Annotated in this window: 10 protein-coding genes; 6 read left to right on the top strand and 4 right to left on the bottom strand. The window is 64.9% G+C overall.

All coding sequences use genetic code 11. The annotated features are described in order from the left end of the window. Positions 1-113 precede the first annotated feature (113 nt). The gene (locus ACIA49_RS01350) at positions 114-2,117 is read right to left on the bottom strand and encodes a fibronectin type III domain-containing protein (RefSeq protein ID WP_396375083.1); all 2,004 of its coding nucleotides are present in this window, start codon (positions 2,115-2,117) and stop codon (positions 114-116) included. A gap of 376 nt (positions 2,118-2,493) precedes the next feature. On the opposite strand from ACIA49_RS01350, the gene ACIA49_RS01345 reads away from it, so the two are divergent. Further along, the gene (locus tag ACIA49_RS01345; RefSeq protein ID WP_396375082.1) at positions 2,494-3,462 is read left to right on the top strand and encodes a LysR family transcriptional regulator; all 969 of its coding nucleotides are present in this window, start codon (positions 2,494-2,496) and stop codon (positions 3,460-3,462) included. A gap of 106 nt (positions 3,463-3,568) precedes the next feature. After that, a complete protein-coding gene (locus ACIA49_RS01340; protein WP_396375081.1) occupies positions 3,569-4,528 on the top strand; it encodes an XRE family transcriptional regulator in 960 nt (319 codons plus the stop codon). A gap of 824 nt (positions 4,529-5,352) precedes the next feature. Here ACIA49_RS01340 and ACIA49_RS01335 read toward each other — a convergent pair. Together ACIA49_RS01335 and ACIA49_RS01330 are read right to left on the bottom strand one after the other, a co-directional pair. Continuing rightward, a complete protein-coding gene (locus ACIA49_RS01335) occupies positions 5,353-5,673 on the bottom strand; it encodes a VOC family protein (RefSeq protein ID WP_396375080.1) in 321 nt (106 codons plus the stop codon). Positions 5,674-5,681: 8 nt separating this feature from the next. Continuing rightward, complete coding sequence (locus ACIA49_RS01330; protein ID WP_396376022.1) at positions 5,682-8,003, bottom strand: NACHT domain-containing protein; 2,322 nt, start codon at positions 8,001-8,003, stop codon at positions 5,682-5,684. A 204-nt stretch (positions 8,004-8,207) separates the two neighbouring features. On the opposite strand from ACIA49_RS01330, the gene ACIA49_RS01325 reads away from it, so the two are divergent. From ACIA49_RS01325 to ACIA49_RS01310, 4 genes are all read left to right on the top strand, one after another. Then, positions 8,208-8,519, top strand: coding sequence for a hypothetical protein (locus ACIA49_RS01325; RefSeq protein WP_396375079.1), 312 nt, complete (start codon positions 8,208-8,210; stop codon positions 8,517-8,519). A gap of 30 nt (positions 8,520-8,549) precedes the next feature. Further along, on the top strand, positions 8,550-9,305 hold the full coding sequence (locus ACIA49_RS01320; protein ID WP_396375078.1) for a class I SAM-dependent methyltransferase: 756 nt from the start codon (positions 8,550-8,552) through the stop codon (positions 9,303-9,305). Between the two features lie 902 nt (positions 9,306-10,207). After that, positions 10,208-12,115, top strand: a complete 1,908-nt coding sequence (locus ACIA49_RS01315) for a hypothetical protein (protein WP_396375077.1) — start codon at positions 10,208-10,210, stop codon at positions 12,113-12,115. 243 nt (positions 12,116-12,358) lie between these two features. Beyond that, complete coding sequence (locus ACIA49_RS01310) at positions 12,359-13,831, top strand: hypothetical protein (protein ID WP_396375076.1); 1,473 nt, start codon at positions 12,359-12,361, stop codon at positions 13,829-13,831. A gap of 540 nt (positions 13,832-14,371) precedes the next feature. On the opposite strand, the gene ACIA49_RS01305 is transcribed toward ACIA49_RS01310, so the two are convergent. Further along, positions 14,372-17,401 (bottom strand): DEAD/DEAH box helicase, encoded by a 3,030-nt coding sequence (locus ACIA49_RS01305; protein WP_396375075.1) that lies wholly within the window; start codon positions 17,399-17,401, stop codon positions 14,372-14,374. Positions 17,402-17,797 lie beyond the last annotated feature (396 nt).

The following is a 17,797-nucleotide window of genomic DNA, read 5'->3' as shown; positions in this document are numbered from 1 at the left end:
GGGGCCGGGTGGCCGTGCTGCCTGCAGGCAGGGCGTGTCGGCAGGTGCCACCCGGCCCCGGGATGGGCTCGGGCTGGTCCGCCCCTGCTCCGTCCGAGCCCTGGCGGGGACGGTCAGAGCGTGATGGACCAGGTGTCGAGCGTTCCGGTGTCACCCGGGCCGTAGTCGGTCACGCGTAGCCGCCAGGTCCCGCCCGCTGGGGAGGAGACGCCGGGAACGGTGAAGGTCTTCGGTCCGCTCCAAGGTGTGCAACCGGAGCCGCCGCTGTACTTGACCGGGTAGGCCTTGCCGTTGGGATCGAACAGCGAGATACCGAGATCTTCCGAGCAGCTGTGCCGGATGGTGATGGCGAGCGTCACCGTGGTCGCGGCGTTACCGGTCACATTGCTGGTGACCGGGCTGTAGACGTACTGGTAGTCGAGGATCGGGTAGTCGGTGCCGTTGGTGAATGTCCGGCCGCCACCGCTTCCGGGCTGGGTGCGGACGTTGACCGCGACGGTCGGCTTGGACTTGTTGCCGGCGGCATCCTTGGCCTGGATGCTGAACGAGTACGCCGTGTCCGCCGTCAGGCCGGTGACGGTGGCCGTGGTGGCGGTGCCTGCCACCGAGGTAACCACAGTGGCGCCGTTGAGTACGTCGTACCCGCTCACGGCGATGTTGTCCACGGAGGCGTCCCAGGCCAAGGTGACGGTCGAGCTGGTGGCCCCGGTCGAGCGGGGGTTGCCTGGCGTCGTCGGCGGCTCGTCGTCGCTGCCGCCGCCGGGCTGGGTGCGTGCCGCGACTGCGCCGCTGGCAGGTGAGACGTTGCCGGCCGCATCCTTGGCTTTGATCGTGAACGTGTAGCTGGTGTCCGCCGACAGACCGGAGACGGTGGCGCTGGTCCCGGCCACGCTGGTCGCGAGGGTTGATCCGTTGTAGACGTCGTAGCCGGTCACGCCCACGTTGTCGGTGGAGGCATCCCAGGCCAAGGATACACTGTTGGCTGTTGTGGTCGTGCTCCGCGGGTTACCTGGCGCTGTCGGCGCCTGCGTGTCGCCGCCCCCACCGCCAGTCACCAGCGTGAGGTTCCACTTCTGCAGCGCTTCGCCGACCGGCTGGAAGATCGACATGTCATCGTCGCTGGGGTTGTCCACACACTGCGACGGGCCGCCGTCGTGCAGACCGGTCGCCTTGTCACCGACCAGCCAGCCGCCCCCTGAGTCACCGCCCAGTGAGCAGGCAGTGGTCCACGTCAGGTCGCCGATCACCAGACTGCCGTAGGTGACGTCCTTGTGGGTGTACTTCACCGTGCCGCACTTCCAGTGCGAGGTGTTGCCGGAGTGGCAGACTGTGTCGCCAACCATGGCTTCCTGCTGGCCGGACACGGTGATCGCCGGCTGGCCCCAGGTGTTCACGGCGGCTGTCTGGGTCCAGTTCGGCTCAGTGATCGCCACGACGCCCATGTCGCCCTCAAGAGCGTTCACGCTGTGCGTGCCGCCCACGTTCGACGTGCCGAGCTTGTTCAGTTGGCCGCTCTGCCCGTACGCGGGCTGGTTGACATCGTTGGTGCAGTGCCCGGCGGTGAGCAACTGCTTGGCCCCGCTGGCATCGGTCGCGTTGAAACCGACCGAGCAGTTGCTCTCTGTCCCGGGCCACCACGGGTCGCCGGTGTGCAGGGTGCCGCCTTGCTGATGCGGTTGTGAGTCGGTCTTGACCACCCGTACGCCGTCACCGAGCTTGGCCAGCTTGGTCAAGAACCCTTCCGTCGCCGGAGTGCTGGCGGAGGTGTTCACGTCGACGGTGATCACATTGGCCTGGACGTCCGCGCCCCAGCCGTACACGCCTGGCACCCCTTTGCCCACGAGCGACCGCACCGACGACTTCAAGCCGGCCAGCTCCGAGCGGCTGCGGCTGACCAGCTTCGGCTCGGCGCCGGCGTTGCGGGCGGCGGCTGCTGCGGCCTTCGTCGTCACCGCCACCGTCAGCTTCCCGGTCGAGGCGTCGAACCACTGGCCGGCCAGCTGTGATTTCAACGGGCCGGGCAGGGAGGCTGCGACCCGGTGCGCCTTGTCCTGCTGCAACAACTGCTTGCGGGCCTGGTCAGGCGAGATTCCGAGATGGGCCGCCAGGCCGGCCACTTCTGCCGGCGGAATGGACGGCGTTTCCGACGGGGCAGGAGGCGTCGCCGCCGCAGAACTGGGGGCCGAGCCTCCATTCATCACTATCAGTACTGTTGCTGCGAGCGTGGCTGCGCTCAGTGCCGCGCCAATTTTCCGGTGCATTCGCATGACTGACCCTCCTTGGGGGGCGGATTTCAGGGTGGCCGAAACGCTAACCCCGCCGCGCCGCGGAAGGCGATGATTAAGATTTAAGGAGAAAAATGCGCCGAACTTCCGATCACGGGCTGTATTAGTTGCGGCGGCGAAGCTGCGGTCACACCAAGACGCGGCCGAAGCCATTGACAAGCCGAACGGGGCATACCATTTCCCCGAACGCTCCAATAGCATCCGGGCTATGGAACTCGAGGTACGGCACCTGCGCATACTCGTCGCTATCGCTGAGCACGGCAGCATCAGTAAGGCGGCGAGCGCATCAGGGGTCGCACAGCCGTCCCTGAGCGCCCAGCTGGTGCGGATCGAGCACCTGCTGGGGGTGCGGGTCTTCGAGCGATCCCGCGCCGGGATCTCGACCACCGAGCACGGCAGGCAGGTCTTGGCCACGGCGAGGACGGTGCTGGCGGAGATGGCTCGTCTGCCCGTGACCGGAACCGCACTTGACGACTCCGTCCTCCAGCCCGCCGTACGGCTCGCCGGCCCGCCCGGTCCATTGCTCGGCGCCACCGCGCTCCAACTCGGCCGCGCCGGGCATGCCGTGTACTGCACCGCCGACCCGTCCACGGCAAACCTTGTCCAGGAAGTCCAGGCCGGTCGGCTGGATGCCGCGCTGCTCGCATTGCCGGTCGAGGCCGACGTGTCGCCTTCCGCCAAGGTCCGTCGGGCCACGTTCGTCCCTAGAGAGCCGGTCTTCGTAGCAGTGGCACACCACGGGCCACTGGCCCGCAAGAGCGCTGTGGACCTGACCGATCTTGCCGGCAGCAGGTGGGTCGTCGACCCGCACGACGACACCGGCGATCTCGCCGAGGTACGCAAACTGTGCGCCGGCGCGGGACTGGACCCCGACGTGGGGTGCGAGACCGCAGACGCCGGCACCGCCCGGGAGTTCGTCAGCAGCGGGCAATACATTTCGCTGGCGCAGGCTATTTCGCGCGAAAGTCCAGGTATCGCCATCCGCCCCATCACCGGCGACCCGTTGTGCTATCGCTGGGACCTGGTCTGGTCGAGCCATTGCCGGCTCGACCCCCAAGTGCTGCTCGACGCCGGGGCCGAGGCATATCTGACCCTCGTCGACCGCAACCCTGCTTTCTACCGGTGGTGGGCAGAATTCGGCAGCACTGCACCAGCACGGCCACCGATCAGCAGTTAACAATTAATTCCGCATTGCCACCGAGGTTATTGCCGCCGGCCCTGTTCCGTTGCCGGACCGAGGTTCTATCCTCAGCAGACGGCGCAGATCACCACGGGGAGTCACGATGGCTGGACCACACGATCAAGGACCGATCGGCGCCGCCGAAAGGTCGGCCGGCCTCACGCTGCTCCTGCGCGACGGACCGTTTCCGGCCGCCTTGCGAGCTGCGATCGCAGCTCGCGGCCTGAGTCTTGAACGGATCAAACAACGCCTCTGCGAGCTAGGGGCCCCCGTCACGATCGCGACCCTGAGCTATTGGCAAAGCGGGCGTAGCCGGCCCGAACGCGGCGAGTCACTCGTCGCGCTCGAACACCTGGAGACGATGCTGAACCTGCCGGGAGGCTCTCTGACCGCTCTGCTCGGCCCACCCCGCCCACGTGGCCGGGGCCTCGGCCACCTCGCCGACGGTGGCCTCGGATTCACTGCCTTGTGGGAACACCCCGAATCCATCAGCAACGCACTCCACTCGATCGACACCCACTGGGACGAACGGCTCACCTGCATCAGCCAGCACGACGTGGTCGTCGTCGGCGCCGACGGCGAGGAACGCTCGGCGCTGTCGCGCCAGGTACTGCGTGCCCAGGCCGACGGGCCGGACAGGTGGGTCCTCGTCGTCCACCTCGACGACCACAACTCGCCCCTGCCCTTGGTGAAACCGCTGCGGCGGTGCCGGCTCGGGCGCCTGGTCAACCGGCAGGCCGAGGGCATCGTCATCGCCGAACTGCTCTTCGACCATCCCCTCGCCCGGGGCGAGACGATCATGACCGAACACGCCCTCGTGAACCGGCCGCCCTATCCCACAGCCACGAACTTCGAACGCAAGTTCCGGCTGCCCGTCCGTCTGTACGCGCTCGAAGTCAACTTCGACAAGGACGCTCTGCCGTGCCGCCCGATCCGGGTGACCCGCGCAGCCGACGGTACCGAACACCGCGAACCCGTCGAACTGGACAACTCCGATTCCCTGCACGGTGTTGCACTCAACTTCGGCCCCGGCTGCTACGGCTTCCAATGGGACGGGAGCTGATCTCCAGGCAGAGGGTCAGCAAATCCTCCTGAGGACGCGTTGGCGAAGGTGGCCCCCAAGGCAGGCCAGTTGATGCTGGCGGCGAGTTCCTTGCTGGTGAGTCTGCGGCGCGGCGAAGGGCTCGGAGGGTGAGGCCGAGGTCGCGCCGGGCTGGGCTGCAGGAGGTGCGGCGCGGTCCGTCAACTCAGGGGTAACCCATGGCGTGGTGGGTTTGAACAAGGTATGACCTGTGGTGGCCCACCGTTTCCTGTCCAAGCCCCCGGTCCTCGGCGCCCACGCCGCCGCGACGTTTCCGCCGGGCTTTTCAAGCGGCGATCGGTGGGCACAGGGCGAGAGACGCTCAAAGGAAGAAGTGAGATCGATGGTGTTGCCGCAGTCCGTCAGCAATGCGGAGAAGCCGTGGACGGAGCGGGAGCTCGCCACCTTGGCTGAGTTCGCCGCATCGAACATTCCGCCGTGCGTGATCGGTGTCAGGCTCGGTCGTCCGCAGGCCGCGGTGCAGCAGAAGGCAGTCCAGGTGGGCATTACCCTGCAGCCGGCGCAACGGCCACCGTATGGCGGGGATTCCCGGCAGGCCTGGCCCGGAAGACCTCATGGAGGGGCTCGTCGGTTGAGCTGATGGGTGGTGTTCATGCTGGGTGTCTTGCTGACCGGGGCACGGGCATGAGAATGAGGAGCTGTCCGATCACGGTCAGCCCCGGTTCAGTCGCTCACGAAGTACGCCGGCTCGTCGTCGTTCGGAGCTTGTGGTTCGCCTGTCCGAGAACTCGCTGGCGATCGCGTTCAGTGTCAGTCACGTCCAAGCCCGTGGAGGCCCACTGACCTCAGAAGCCTGGGAGGAACAGGCACAGGATGTGTCCGTGAGGGTCGCGGATGACTCGTACGCCGTCGGGTTGGGGCTGGTGGTCTTCGACGGTCGCTCCGAGGCTGACTGCGCGGGCGGTTTCGCGTTCCAGGTCGTCGACCTGTACGTCGAGGTGGGCCTGCATTTGCTGGTCGCCGGGTTGCTGGGGCCAGACCGGCGGGGTGTGGACCGACTGATCGCTGGGTGTTCGGCCGGTAGCTCTCGGGTCGAGGCGGACGTGGGCGCGGTGACGACGGTTGCGGCGCCTCCCTGGCGGCGTACATCGCGGTGTCGGCCGCACGTAAGGTCCTAGCGGCTGCGCGTCGCTGGCCCGGCACGACCTTCCCGGGCCGCGATGCGTTCGTCCACCTTGACCGCTAGCGCATCCGGGTCACACTCGGCCAGGTGATCGCGGACGAGCAGGTGAATGAAGGCGTACTGCTCACCCTCGAACCGGCTGCCCTGCCCGGTCCGGGCCAGCACATGCCGGTCGGCCGCATAGCGCAAGAAGGTTCTGCGCCGCCACGGCAGGTAGCCGGTCCATCTCAGCAGCAGGCCGTGGAGCAGGCGCGAGACGGCTTCGGCCGTCCGATGACCGCGCGACTCCCAGCCCTGGGCGGCCATCACCCCGAGCAACAGGCCGAGCAGGGGCTCGAAACGGGTCGTCCCCACTCCCGCCCTCAAGACAGTTGCCGCTAGCAACGAAAGGAGAACCGTGCTGCCGATCCAGGGGGCCATCCGCCACCGGAACCGCGGACCGTCGACGTACTCGCTGCTGTCGTCGCGAGGTTCCAGCTGGTCCATCGGGAGACGCTTGATCAACCGGGCGCCTTCGACCACGACCAGGCCGATGACGAACGCCTGGAGGAACGCCTTCGGTGACGGCGCCCGGGACACTGTCAGCGCTCCGAATCCGACGATCACCACGAATCGCAGACCGAGCAGTCGCCGGTGCCAGCTCTGCGTCGGCCGGGTCAGGTCCACGGCCTCCATCAGGTAGACGATCGCGGCGCCGACCGCCAACAGGCCGAGACTCGACCACACTGGTAGCAAGGTGACGATCCCGACCGCTGCGAGGCCGGCGGCGAGACCGGCGATCGCGCCGAGGCCGATCACCAGCGCGGCGATCAACGCCCGCGGCTGCTCCGGCCGGCGCCGGAAGACCCGCCAGGTCCGTGGCGACGACTGGGCGAGGACCAGCCCCAGGACGCCGAACCCCAGCCCGGTCAGCAGGCCGAACAGCCCCGCGACGGCCAGTGTCAGTCCGCCGAGGTACCCCGCCAGCAGCGCCGGGAGGCAGACCATGTGGCCCAGCTCGCGGATCTCGGGCAGCGACATCCCGTACCAGCCGCCGGCGGGAAGGCGGCGGGGCAGAGCGATCCGGTCACCCTCGCCCATCCGGGTCCATCGGGCCAGGCACCACAGTGACCGCACAGCGGTCCGCGAGCTGTACGGCCCGGTGGCCGGCCTGCGTCGGGCCAGCACCTCGGAGACATAGGTGTCGAACAGTTCCCGCCGGTGATCCGCGACGTCGCCCGCGACGATGTCGTCGGCGTCGCGGCCCTGGTACGCGAGGGCCATCACGTTCAGCATCAGCGGTGAGTCCACCATGTCCCACAGGTCCTCGTCCTGCTCGATCGCGGCTCGGGCTCCGGCGAGCTCCGGCCCGACGGCGGCGAAATACTCCAGCACCCGCCGGCGGCTCAACGGCCGGATCCGGACAGCGCCGTACAGTCCGAGCTGTTGCGGCAGGCGTTCGTAGTCATGGATCCGGCAGGTGACTGCCAGTTGCGTGATCAGGTACCGCCGGCGCAGTTCGTCGAGCACCGGAGCCAGCCGGTCCCGATGCCCGATCGCGACCTCGTCCAAACCGTCGAGCAGCAAGGCCAGTCGCCCGTCGCGCAGCCAGACTCTGCCGACCGCGGGCGGGATCTGATACCTGCTGCTCAGTTCGTCGAGGAGCCAGCTGACGAAGGAAGCGAGCAGCGTGCTGTCAGCGGGGTCGCCGTCGGCGAGTCCAGCCCGGGCGGAGGCACCCGGTCCGGTCCAGCCGGCCAGGTCGACCAGGACCGGAATGGGCCGGTCGCGATCGTTGCGCGCTTGCTCGGCCAGCGAGCGGGCCAGGTCGAGCAGTAGCGTGGTCTTGCCGGCCCCGGGGGCTCCGAGGATCAGCATCGAATCCTGCAGTTCGTCGAACACAGTCGCGATTTCGCCACCCGACCTGACCTGGGTGTCGACACCGCCGAGCGGCCGGACCAGCAGGTCGTAGGGGTGTAGTTCGGCACCGGGAGGCTCGTCCAGATCGAGAGCGAGCCGGGTCCGGGACGCCAAAGAGCCGGCGAACCGGCCCTCCAAATAGCGCCCTACCCGGTCCAGCGCGTTCGGGCGGTTCCGCGGCTGATCGGCGGACCGCGCGTACTGCGCACCGCTCCGGCGGCTGCGGATCTCCAGCAGGCCGGTGACGATCGCGATCGCCCACAGCACGCCGATGGCCGGCCAGGTCCAGGCGACGTACGGCTCGAGAAACGCCGGCGCGGCGCCCCCGGTGCCGACGTTGATCGCGATCGGCAGCAGGACCAGCGTGAGCGAGATGGTGAGGATCGCCACGACGGCTCTCAACAACCCGTGCATCCTCACCCACGGAGCGTATCGAGCCAGCGGTTCGTACGCACGATGGGAAGCATTCTCGCCTGCGAGGATGCGCCACGGCGAGCCTGCGCCATAGTCCAGAGCACTCACTTGCCGATGGGTCGCCATGGCACTGCTACCTGCCCTCGGTCATGGCCGGGCAGCGGCACGGCTTCCGGGTCCACGGTCCGTACAACCCCGACATGAGTGCGCAGCGCGGTACTCGGCGAGCTCGGCCACGAACGTTCGCAGGTACTCGTCATGGTCGTCGAACAGTCCACCCAGGTCAGCTCATTGCCGTGGGACAGCATCGGTACGCCGGATGCGAGGAGCAGGGTGGTGAAGAAGTTTGCGGCGCTGCCGGGCGCGGAGCTCGAGAACCTGGACCGCCCGCCTGTTCAGGCGGCCGGCGAGCAACTCGAAGGGCCCCGGGATCCTGAGGGTCGTGAGAACAGCCGCTATCGATGGAGACGTTGGGGCGAACCTGCGTTCGCATCGACCGCGCGATATCCGCTGTGAATATCGGCGTCGACCAGCCAGCATGAATCCATGGCGACAGACGATATGCCCAGGCACTGGTACGAGGATTACGAGCGTGGCCGGCCTGGCTACCCAGAGCAGGTCGTCGATCTCGCTGAGCTCGCGCCGTCGGCGACGGCGCTGGAACTTGCTGCCGGGACGGGCAAGTTCACCCGTCAGCTGGTCTCGAGGATCGCGCACGTGGTGGCCGTCGAGCCAGACCCTGGCATGCGCCGCCTGCTCGCTGCGAGTTGTCCAGGCGTCGAAGCGATCGACGGCGCTGCGGAACAGATTCCGCTCGCAGACAACGCCGTCGACGCGGTCTTCGTGGCCCAGGCCTTCCACTGGTTCGACAACGAACCCGCGTTGATGGAGATCGCACGAGTTCTTCGACCGGGCGGGGCCCTCGTGGTGATGTGGAACGTGGCGAACGGATCAGCCGTCCCGTCCATCACGGCTGTCGAGGAGCTCCTCGCCCCCATCTGGCCTCAAGACTCCGGGTTCCCGCTCGACATGATGAGTGGCGACTGGGCACCCAATGCCTGGAACCTGCCCTTCGCCAAGAAGACCTTCAACCAGATCCGCGAGGCGCGGCTGGCGAATCCTCAGACCGTTGACCCCGTGGGGCTGGTCGCCTACTTCGGCTCCATGGGCTGGGTCGCGAACCTTCCCGATGAGGAGCGGCAGCCCCTTGTTGACGCCATGAGGTCTCACCTCACCGCTGCGGAGTATGTGCTGCCCTGGCAGACACGCGTGCAGTGGACGCGACTCAGCACACCGGCGTGACCCAGGCAGTGCTGACAGCTGCCTGGAACGGCTGCCCGCAGCCGGTCTTGACGCTGACCCCACGTCGGTCACGTTCCTGTACGACGAGATCGGGGCAAGGATGCGAAGTGATGCGATCTGACGCACAGTCACGATCACGTAAAAGACCGACCAGGTGAGGTCTAGGGGTGTGAGGTGCACGGAGACACACGAAGGCCCGGTGCACATTGCGATGTGTGCCCGGGCCTCGGTGTTGGTGCGCCGCCAGGGACTCGAACCCCGAACCCGCTGATTTGCACCCGAGACCGCTCGTTGATTCGCGCAGCTGCTCGGAATCGCTTACTAGTAATGGATCTCGTGGACTTCGGTGGCTCGTTGGTTCTCATCGCTGGCCATCATCTCTCGCCGATTGAGGTGCGTAAAGAGGTGCGCGAGACATCGTGGGCCTGATACCAGGTGGAGCTGAGCGCGCCAATCTTGATGGCCACAAAGGTAGCCAGCGATGCAGCGGGTGCGGGTATCGGCCCTTGGCCGAACGGCCCCCGCCTATGCGCTTTCCACCTCGGTACTGCCGCAGGTTGAAATCTCACCCGCCTTGCGGCGTCCCTCGCCACCATTCCAGGCAACTGGATCTGAGCACCCGTCGACTTTCTGACCGACGTCCAGTCTCTCCGCGACGCCAGTCAGTAGCGAATCACTGGGTGCGATCGATAGGTCCCACAAGAACGATTCGTGGCCGAGGACGTGCCTGCCGCCGGTCGGCTCGTGAGGCGTGAGTAATCGGGAGGCCGGAATGCAGGTCATGCGGGTCGCGATCAGTGACTTTCGTGGAGTCAAGTCTGGGCAGGTTCTGCTCGGCGGGCACACCACGCTGCGATGTGTCGGTCCATGCGTCGGTCGCTTCGGTGAGCCACCATGTTCGGGTGACATCTGAGAAGGAAGCATCGACTCAGCTGGCCGCGGCGGCGTTGTTACTCGGGTGGAACGTGTCGAAGAACCCTCACCAACCGCCGGTTCGGCTGGACCTAACTGCAGCCATCGACGAGATGCTCGAGTGGCTGGGAGACACGCGCAGGCTTGATCTCGGAAACCACCGGTCGGGTTGGGCCTCAATCATCCGGGAACTGTTGTCCGCAGTGGACCGGACGGGCTCTGAGCTCCTTGATCTGTTGAATGAGGAGCTGGCGCGGGTTCGCCAAGAGTGCGACCGCGGGCTCGAAGCGATTGTCCGCAATCGGAATCAGCTTCGTCAGGCGTTGGTGCATCTACGTGCCCGGCTCGCAGAGCGATCCGCCCTCGTGGCGGCCTGGAACGACTTCCTGTCGGCAGTGCGCGGGGCCGGCACTCCCTTCGAGGACTGTGTAGCAGCACGCTCGCTATTCTGGAATGTAGCCCATATCGGTGGGCTAGACCGGGGCGAGCTCTCGTACCATCTGCGCGGGATCCTGGACAATGATGGTCGGTCCATCGCGTCTAGTCGGTTTGCCCTGAGAGAGCTCGCAGAAGAAGACATCCGGGGTGTACCACGAGATGCCGGGCTGAGTGTCCAGGAGCGCTTGGATCTTGCCGGCAGAGTCCTGTTGGACAGCGGTGAGGTCCACCATCATGTTGTTTGGCACGTCTACACCAGGGCGAGCATCGATGGATTCCAGACCACGATCGGCGATCTGACGATTTACTCTGGTCCCTGGTTGATGAGCTTTGCTGAGCTGGATGAGATCCCGCCATGGGTCGATCTTCCGCCGGAGCTCCAGGAGTGGAATCTGCCATGGAGGAAGGCCTTGCTTCCGGCGGACGACGATTACGTCTTCACTCGCCTCGACCTTGGGAGGCGGCAGCTTGGCAATGCGCCCGAGCTCGCCGGCCAGCTCGTGGATGCGGTCGTGACGCTTGCCAAACACCGTGTGGGTCGGAGGAACAACTGGACGCGACTAGCCGGGCACTGGCATGTAGTTGACGATCATCGCAGCGGAATGTCGATCGGACGAGGCGAGAGTCTCCCACGGGTCGATGTGGCGCCGCATTTGGACGCGGTGATCGACGAACTCCAGGAAGTTCTGGTGGGCATCGATGTGTCTCGATTCGCTGAAAGCTCGCTCCATGAATGGTCTGAGACTCTGCAGTGGTGGCGGGAAGCGAGCACCGGGGACGACGCCGGAACTGTGCTGGTGGGCGTCAGAGTGCTCGAGCTGGTGGCCTCTCGCGTCAATCTTTCTGCCTGGGACAGCTATGCCAAGAGCTACATGCAGTGGGCCGCTGTACGGCGCGAGCTGATCGACTCGGTTGTCGCTGAAGCGCAGGCGGGCTTGTATCCGAGTCGACCTGCCGAGCTCGCAGCGGAGATCGACTACGTAGCCCTGGAACGCTTGCAGACATCGCTCTTCACGTACGAGACGAAGCACACGGTGTTCGACTGCATGGCCGCGATCTCTGCACTTCGCGAGATCGAGCAAAGCTGCGCCGGCAGCATCCTCGACGCCAGGCGGGTCCGCATCCTTCGACGGAGACTGCTGGAGCCGGGTCGCTCGACCGAATGGGTTGGTGCGATCAAGAGTGACTGGGAACTGCAAACCAGCCGAGTCGCTCGCGTCCGCGATGCGCTCGCGCATGGCGGGCCGACCACGAGAACCTCGATCTCACTGGCAGCAAACTTCGTAACGGACCTCGTCAACAACGCGCTGTACCTGGCGTTCGACTCGGCTCTACATGGTCCGGACATCCTGACGCGGCATCTAGAGTTTCGTCAGGACCAGACTGCTTGGTTGCGCAGATTCAGAAGCGGCATTGGCCTCGTGCCGGCCTTGTTTCCGAACGATGAGCCTGAGGTCTGACTGGCAGCGCGAGGCCGTTCGCTAGCTTGATTGCTGCCAGGAGTCCTCCCGCGCTGCGTGGGAACGCCTGTGGGGCGGGCCGTCCGGGGCGCTCGGGGTGGTTCGGCTAAGGAGACCTGGCGTCATGTATCCGACGCGCCGGTCCTGAAGCGCCCGCGGCTTCGCCTGATCGAGGGCATCTGCGCACCTAGCGGGGACCGCGGACGCCTCGCAAACAGGACTTGCAGACGTACGATACGTGCCATGGTTGCGACAGATCCGGACTGCGGAATCTGCAGGACAATTACTGGGGCCGATGGCACTCAGTGGGTGATCAGGCATCAGTTCCCGAAGGCTCTTGTTCATCACTACCCGTTGCCTCCGCTAGGCGCCGACGTAGTACCCGTGTACCGCGGCAAGTTCGACCTCGAGGGCAATACGTACCGTGGACTGATCAAGGTCGACCTCAATCCACGTCCCCGGCTACATGCTGAAGGCGTGAAGGACGCGTCGTTCGAGGAACTGCACAAGGAACTATCTGCGGGCGGGGTGAAGAGGCCTGCGGAGTGGGTCGATGCCAAGACGGTGAAGATTCCTGCAAAGTCCGTACCTTCTCCAGCGAAGACAGCTCGCCAGCCCAAGCCGAATTCTGCCGAGGGCGGGTCGTTCCACGTTTCTGAAGCTCACCTCCAAGAGATCGTGGTCGGTGAGCCCCGAGAGCTTGACTACCTCACCTTCTTCCTGATGAACGGCTGGTACGGCCATGACGGCCTGAACACCTGCTACGACGGTCTCGATCGCCAAGGACGCATCGAAGTCAAGCTGGGCGAGTGGCAGCTGCGGCTTGAGCCGCGCGGTGATCGAACGCCGAAGGAGGTGAGAAACCATCAACGGTCGACAGGAGCCTCGAACATTACCCACGTGGGCCGAATCCGACGCGATGACGGCACCACCTTCGACGGGCTGGACGCTATACAGGTGCTGACCGTTGTGACAGACCTGGTTGGGTTTGCGCTCGGTAGGGTTACCGATTTCCTACTTCCGGTTGGATACCGCGACAGCAAAGCCGTCTGGAGCCAGTGGGCGTGCAACAGAGTCGTTGACCGGCCGTTGGGAGCGACGCCGTTCCTCGATCTCGAGCACACGGCCGAGCAGATGGCAGAACTGCTTCAAACCGGATACCAGACGAGCCAGAACAAGGCCCGATGGGAGGTGTTCAAGAACATGCTCGGCTATCACTACTCTGCGGAACATGACGCGACCGTCAACATGAAGGTTCTCCTCCCTGTGTCGGCCCTACAACTGATCTCATACGCATACCTCGTCGAGGAGCTGCCATTACCTGATCCAAACCATCTATCGAACAAGGATTGGCGAAACCTCGACACCTCAGAGCAGCTTCGGAGGATCCTCGACCTCATCGGTATCAACCTGGCAGTCCCAAGCCACATGAAGCATCTTGTGAACGTGAAGACTGCACTCGAGAAGGAGGAGCCGACAAAGACGTTCGACCAGCTTGGTTGCGTGGTTCGGCTTCGCAATGGGGTCGCTCACCCAAAGCAGAAGGACGCCCTCCGTTGGAGCGTCACCGAATGGGCCGAGACCGGATTTGCGGCTACAGGCATGCTTCACCTCGCGATTCTGTGGTGGCTCGGATTCGACGGCAGGTACGTGCCGAAGACCGCGCAGTACCGTGGAGCAGGCGACGCCGTCCTCGTGCCATGGCATGTTCCGTGAGCGCTACATTGCTGAGCGTTGTGTCCAAGAGCCGCAGGGGCGACCGGGTCGTCACTGATCTCGGCTGCGACATGCGGAAGTTTCTGCGTTGGGCGCAAACACACGAAGCTGCGACGTGAAGATGTCGCTCACCGCGCCTGTCACTTTCGCAGCCACTGATCGGGAGCAGGACAGTCGTGTGATGGCGCGGGGAGGGCTCGACAGAGACCCGGTCCAGCTCCGAAAGCGGTTCCTACCCCTTGCGTTGAGCGCCCCGATTCGAGAGGCACTAGTGGTCGCCTGTGCCTAGTATCCGCCTTGCCAAGTAGGCTCTCGTGACCTCAAGGAGCCAATGAACCTCCTCAAGGCTAGGGAGGGGTTGCCCGACAAGGCCGAGCTCGAACCGCGCCCACGCGAGATTGTGCAGACTGATCGCCAAGTCGGGATGGCTGTCGTCGTACGTCCGACCGCTTGGTCGAGACCGCACGACCGAGTGGCGACGCTGCTGCCATCGAATGCCATCCAATCCGGTGAGTAAAACCGTGAGCTGGAACAGGAGATTCACGCGCTTGTGAGTACTTCGATCTCGGCGATGGTGGAGACGGCATCATGGAAGACGGTCAGGAACTCGCGGATCTGCTTCGCCGCGATCGTTGGTGTACTGGCCGCCAACGCTTGACGCAGCATGTCCATCGAGAGCCCAGGCTGGGCGATGGCTATACGGCCGACCGCGATCGGGGGTGGTCGGTGGGCGAAGCCCCAGCCTGGGTGGTCGGGATTTTGGCCGCAGAGGATTCGGAGTAGGGACTCGCTACCTTCGATGATGGTGATCTTCGGCGAGTCTTGGCCGGTCAGGCGGGCTCCGATGGTTCGCCAGAGGCCGGGGTCAGTGATATATCTGCGGCTTTTGATCGCTTGCTGCGCCACCGTCTGCATGTCGTTGACCCGCACGCCAGGGGTGGAGTTGCTGGCTGCTTTGGCGTGCCAGAGCGAGAGCGTGACCTGTCGTTCGGGACTCACCTCGAGCACGAGGTAGTCAGCGATCTCGCCGCTTCCGTCGTTGCAGAGGATCCAGCGGTGTCTCTCGCGCTTGGGCTGGGCGATGAGGTATTTCTCGAGCTCCTCGTGGATCGACCGACCGAGCTTCTTCTCTTCAGCCTTCTTCTTGGTCTCGGCCTCCAGATCCACACCCTGCCAGGAGAGTGACGTGTAGGTCAGGTGGGGCAGAGATGTGCGTGGTCCGCGTGAATCGTAGATGACTGATCCGATGCACGTCTGTCCGTCGAGGAAGAAGATTGTCGGTGGCTTGATCGACAGGAGGTCTTCGAGCTGAAGCCCGGTGGAGAAGCCTAGGTGAACCTCGAGAGTGCGGCCCGAACACTGGAACCTCCCCTCAGCGTCTTGGTATCCCTGCCAGATTGGCAGATCAGGATCTGCAGGATCGAAGGCGGCCAAGGGCAGGCGATCGGTCGTACGGGTCCCGACAGGATCGAAATGGAGCTCCAGCGACGCGACCGGGAGATCGTCCGGAAGCCGCCAATCCATGGCTCGGACGCTTGGGCTGTGTTCGACAAGGGCGACGTCAGCGTCAGGAAAGGTGACGAGCCGGCGTCCGCGTGTCACATTTGGCAGCAGACGGCCTGCCGCTGAGGCGGTCGGTAGCCAGTATCTAGACGCGAGATCGGCAGCGAAAACCTCGTAGTTGCGTAAGGACAGGTAGCGTCCCTCCCAGTACTTGCTCTTGCCTGTCGCGACTCCGGCGGAGAACGCACCTGGTCCCGTGCCGACCTGCGCGATCGCATGGCCCAACGCGCGCTGATCGGTGTCGCTCGCACGGAGACCGCGATCGACGCTGCTGCCTGAGAACATCGTGTACGAGGGAACGCCGGGGCTACCGCGGTAGGTATTGCGGACCCCGACGGACGAGACAGAAATGCGGTTCAGGGCGTCGAAAGCGTCCTGCAGGCGTTGTGGGTCGGTCGTCTTCGCGTGCGGCTCCGCCCCCAGAGCGACCCGTATTTGGTTCCGGATGGTTCCGTCTCCGCTGTTCACGAGCAAGAGGTGCGGCTCATCGATCCGTGGTGACCGGATCCAGGTGATCAGGTGGATGTCATAGGCCGGTGCATCGAGGCCTGGGCTCGTAGCGTGCCATCGAGGCCGGTTGATTGCGGTTGTCACCAGCAGCAGTGTCGAGTTGGTTGGATTGACCCCGCTGTAGATGATGGTCTGCCCACCCAGCCGTCGTCCCTCGGTGAGTTCGTCCGGTACCAGGCCGCCAGCAATTGGTGGCTCGTAACCGGACTGGGTGCTGATCTCGTACAAGACCACACTGCACGAGGGGGTGATGGCGTTCAGGGCGATACTGGGTGGCGCCGGCGCGAACGCTTCAATGTAGATGCGATCTGCCCTGGCCTCGATGATTTCGTCGTCGATCAGGCCCGGTAGGACCTTGGCCCAGTCAGCATCCTCGGCGTACAGCTCGCGCACTGCGCCCTGCAGGTGAGGGTAGACATCAACGTCTCGAGCGGTGACGAGTATCGAGGGCTGCGGGTAGTCCTCGTCGACGCGAGCTAGGCGCCCGAGGAACTGGGTGGTAGCGGCTAGCGACCGATGCTTGTCGTGATACGCGGCAATCCGCAGCCTGGGAAGGTCAAACCCTTCTCCGAGCATGTCGACAACGGCGACTGTGCGGCAGGACCCGGAGCGGACTCGGGCGACTATGTCTTCTCTCTTGCTCTCCGCCAAGTTGCTGTGAAGCGTCTCAACCACGAGCCCTGAACGCTCGTACAGTTCAGCCAGCGCCGCAGCGCGTTGACGCGTCCGTGCTCTGATCATGATCGAACTTGTCGCATGTTCCGGCATCGCAGCTAGCTGGATCACCTCAGCCGCAATCAAGCTGTCGATGCTCTCCTGGGTCGGGCTATCGGGTAGGTCGAGAATTTGCGGTTCGACTGGCTTGTAGGAGCCGTCATCTAGTGCAAGGCTGATCGGGTAGTGGTAGAGCTCCGTTCCTGGCAGCTGCTGACGATCCCGTCGCCGAGGCGTAGCCGTCAGCAGAAGAGCCGCGGCGTCGCTGAAATGATCGAGGATCGCCCGCCAGGTCGGTGCCGGGGAGTGATGAGCCTCGTCCACTATCACGAGATCGAACAGGTCCTTCGGAGGTGGAGTGCCGTTCTGGTAGAAGCTCGGACTGATCGCGTTGGGAAGCGCGACGACGACATCGTGTCTGTGCAGACGGTTCCAATCGGCTTTAGTGCCGGACAACTCTAGAACGGCTGGGTTCTTGGCGCCGCTCAGAGCACCGACCCGACGCAAGACGTGCTGGGTCTCGAAGGCCTCAACAGCCTGGCGCCGCAAGTCGCGACTTGGCACGACGACCAAGACGCGACTGGCCCGCAGCAGATGCGGAGCAGCCAAGGCGACCGCTGTCTTGCCCGTACCTGTCGGTAGCGATATGAGCGCCGGTGGCTGCCGTGGCACCGACCAGTGGCCGAGCAACATCCCGAGCGCCCCCAGCTGTGCCTGCCGCCAGCGCGGGCGCGAGGTCTTAGTCAGAAGGCTGAAGCGATCTTCGCGAATGTAATAGTCCATGTGCTTCCCCCATCGCAGCCTGTAGCTGTGTTGCGTCGCTGCGATGCTTGACCTATCGAGATTCGAATACGCAGCGTTACATTGGTTTGGATCGAGGGTTCGGATCCAACATCGGGATCCGCTACTACAAGTGGGGCGACAGCAGGCCGCACGAAACTGCCAGGTGGATCCCGCCGTCCCGGACCAGCGACCGCTCCACCGTCTTCATCTGAGCACCATCTACCGAACGGTGCGTGGGCAGGTGGCGGCCGCGTACACAACTCTCAAGGTCTTGGGCTATCTGAGCGCCCACTACGACATCGGCGATCACGCGGACCTGCAGCTCGAACTAGGCATCGGGCGACTGCTTCGGATTCCCCGATCGAGCCCTTGCGGTTCGCGCGCTCGACGCCCTGG

The organism is Kribbella sp. NPDC051587 (assembly GCF_044453945.1).
Taxonomy (GTDB): domain Bacteria; phylum Actinomycetota; class Actinomycetes; order Propionibacteriales; family Kribbellaceae; genus Kribbella.
The sequence above is the reverse complement of the archived record's forward strand: the minus strand, read 5'-3'. Positions and strand labels throughout refer to the sequence as shown.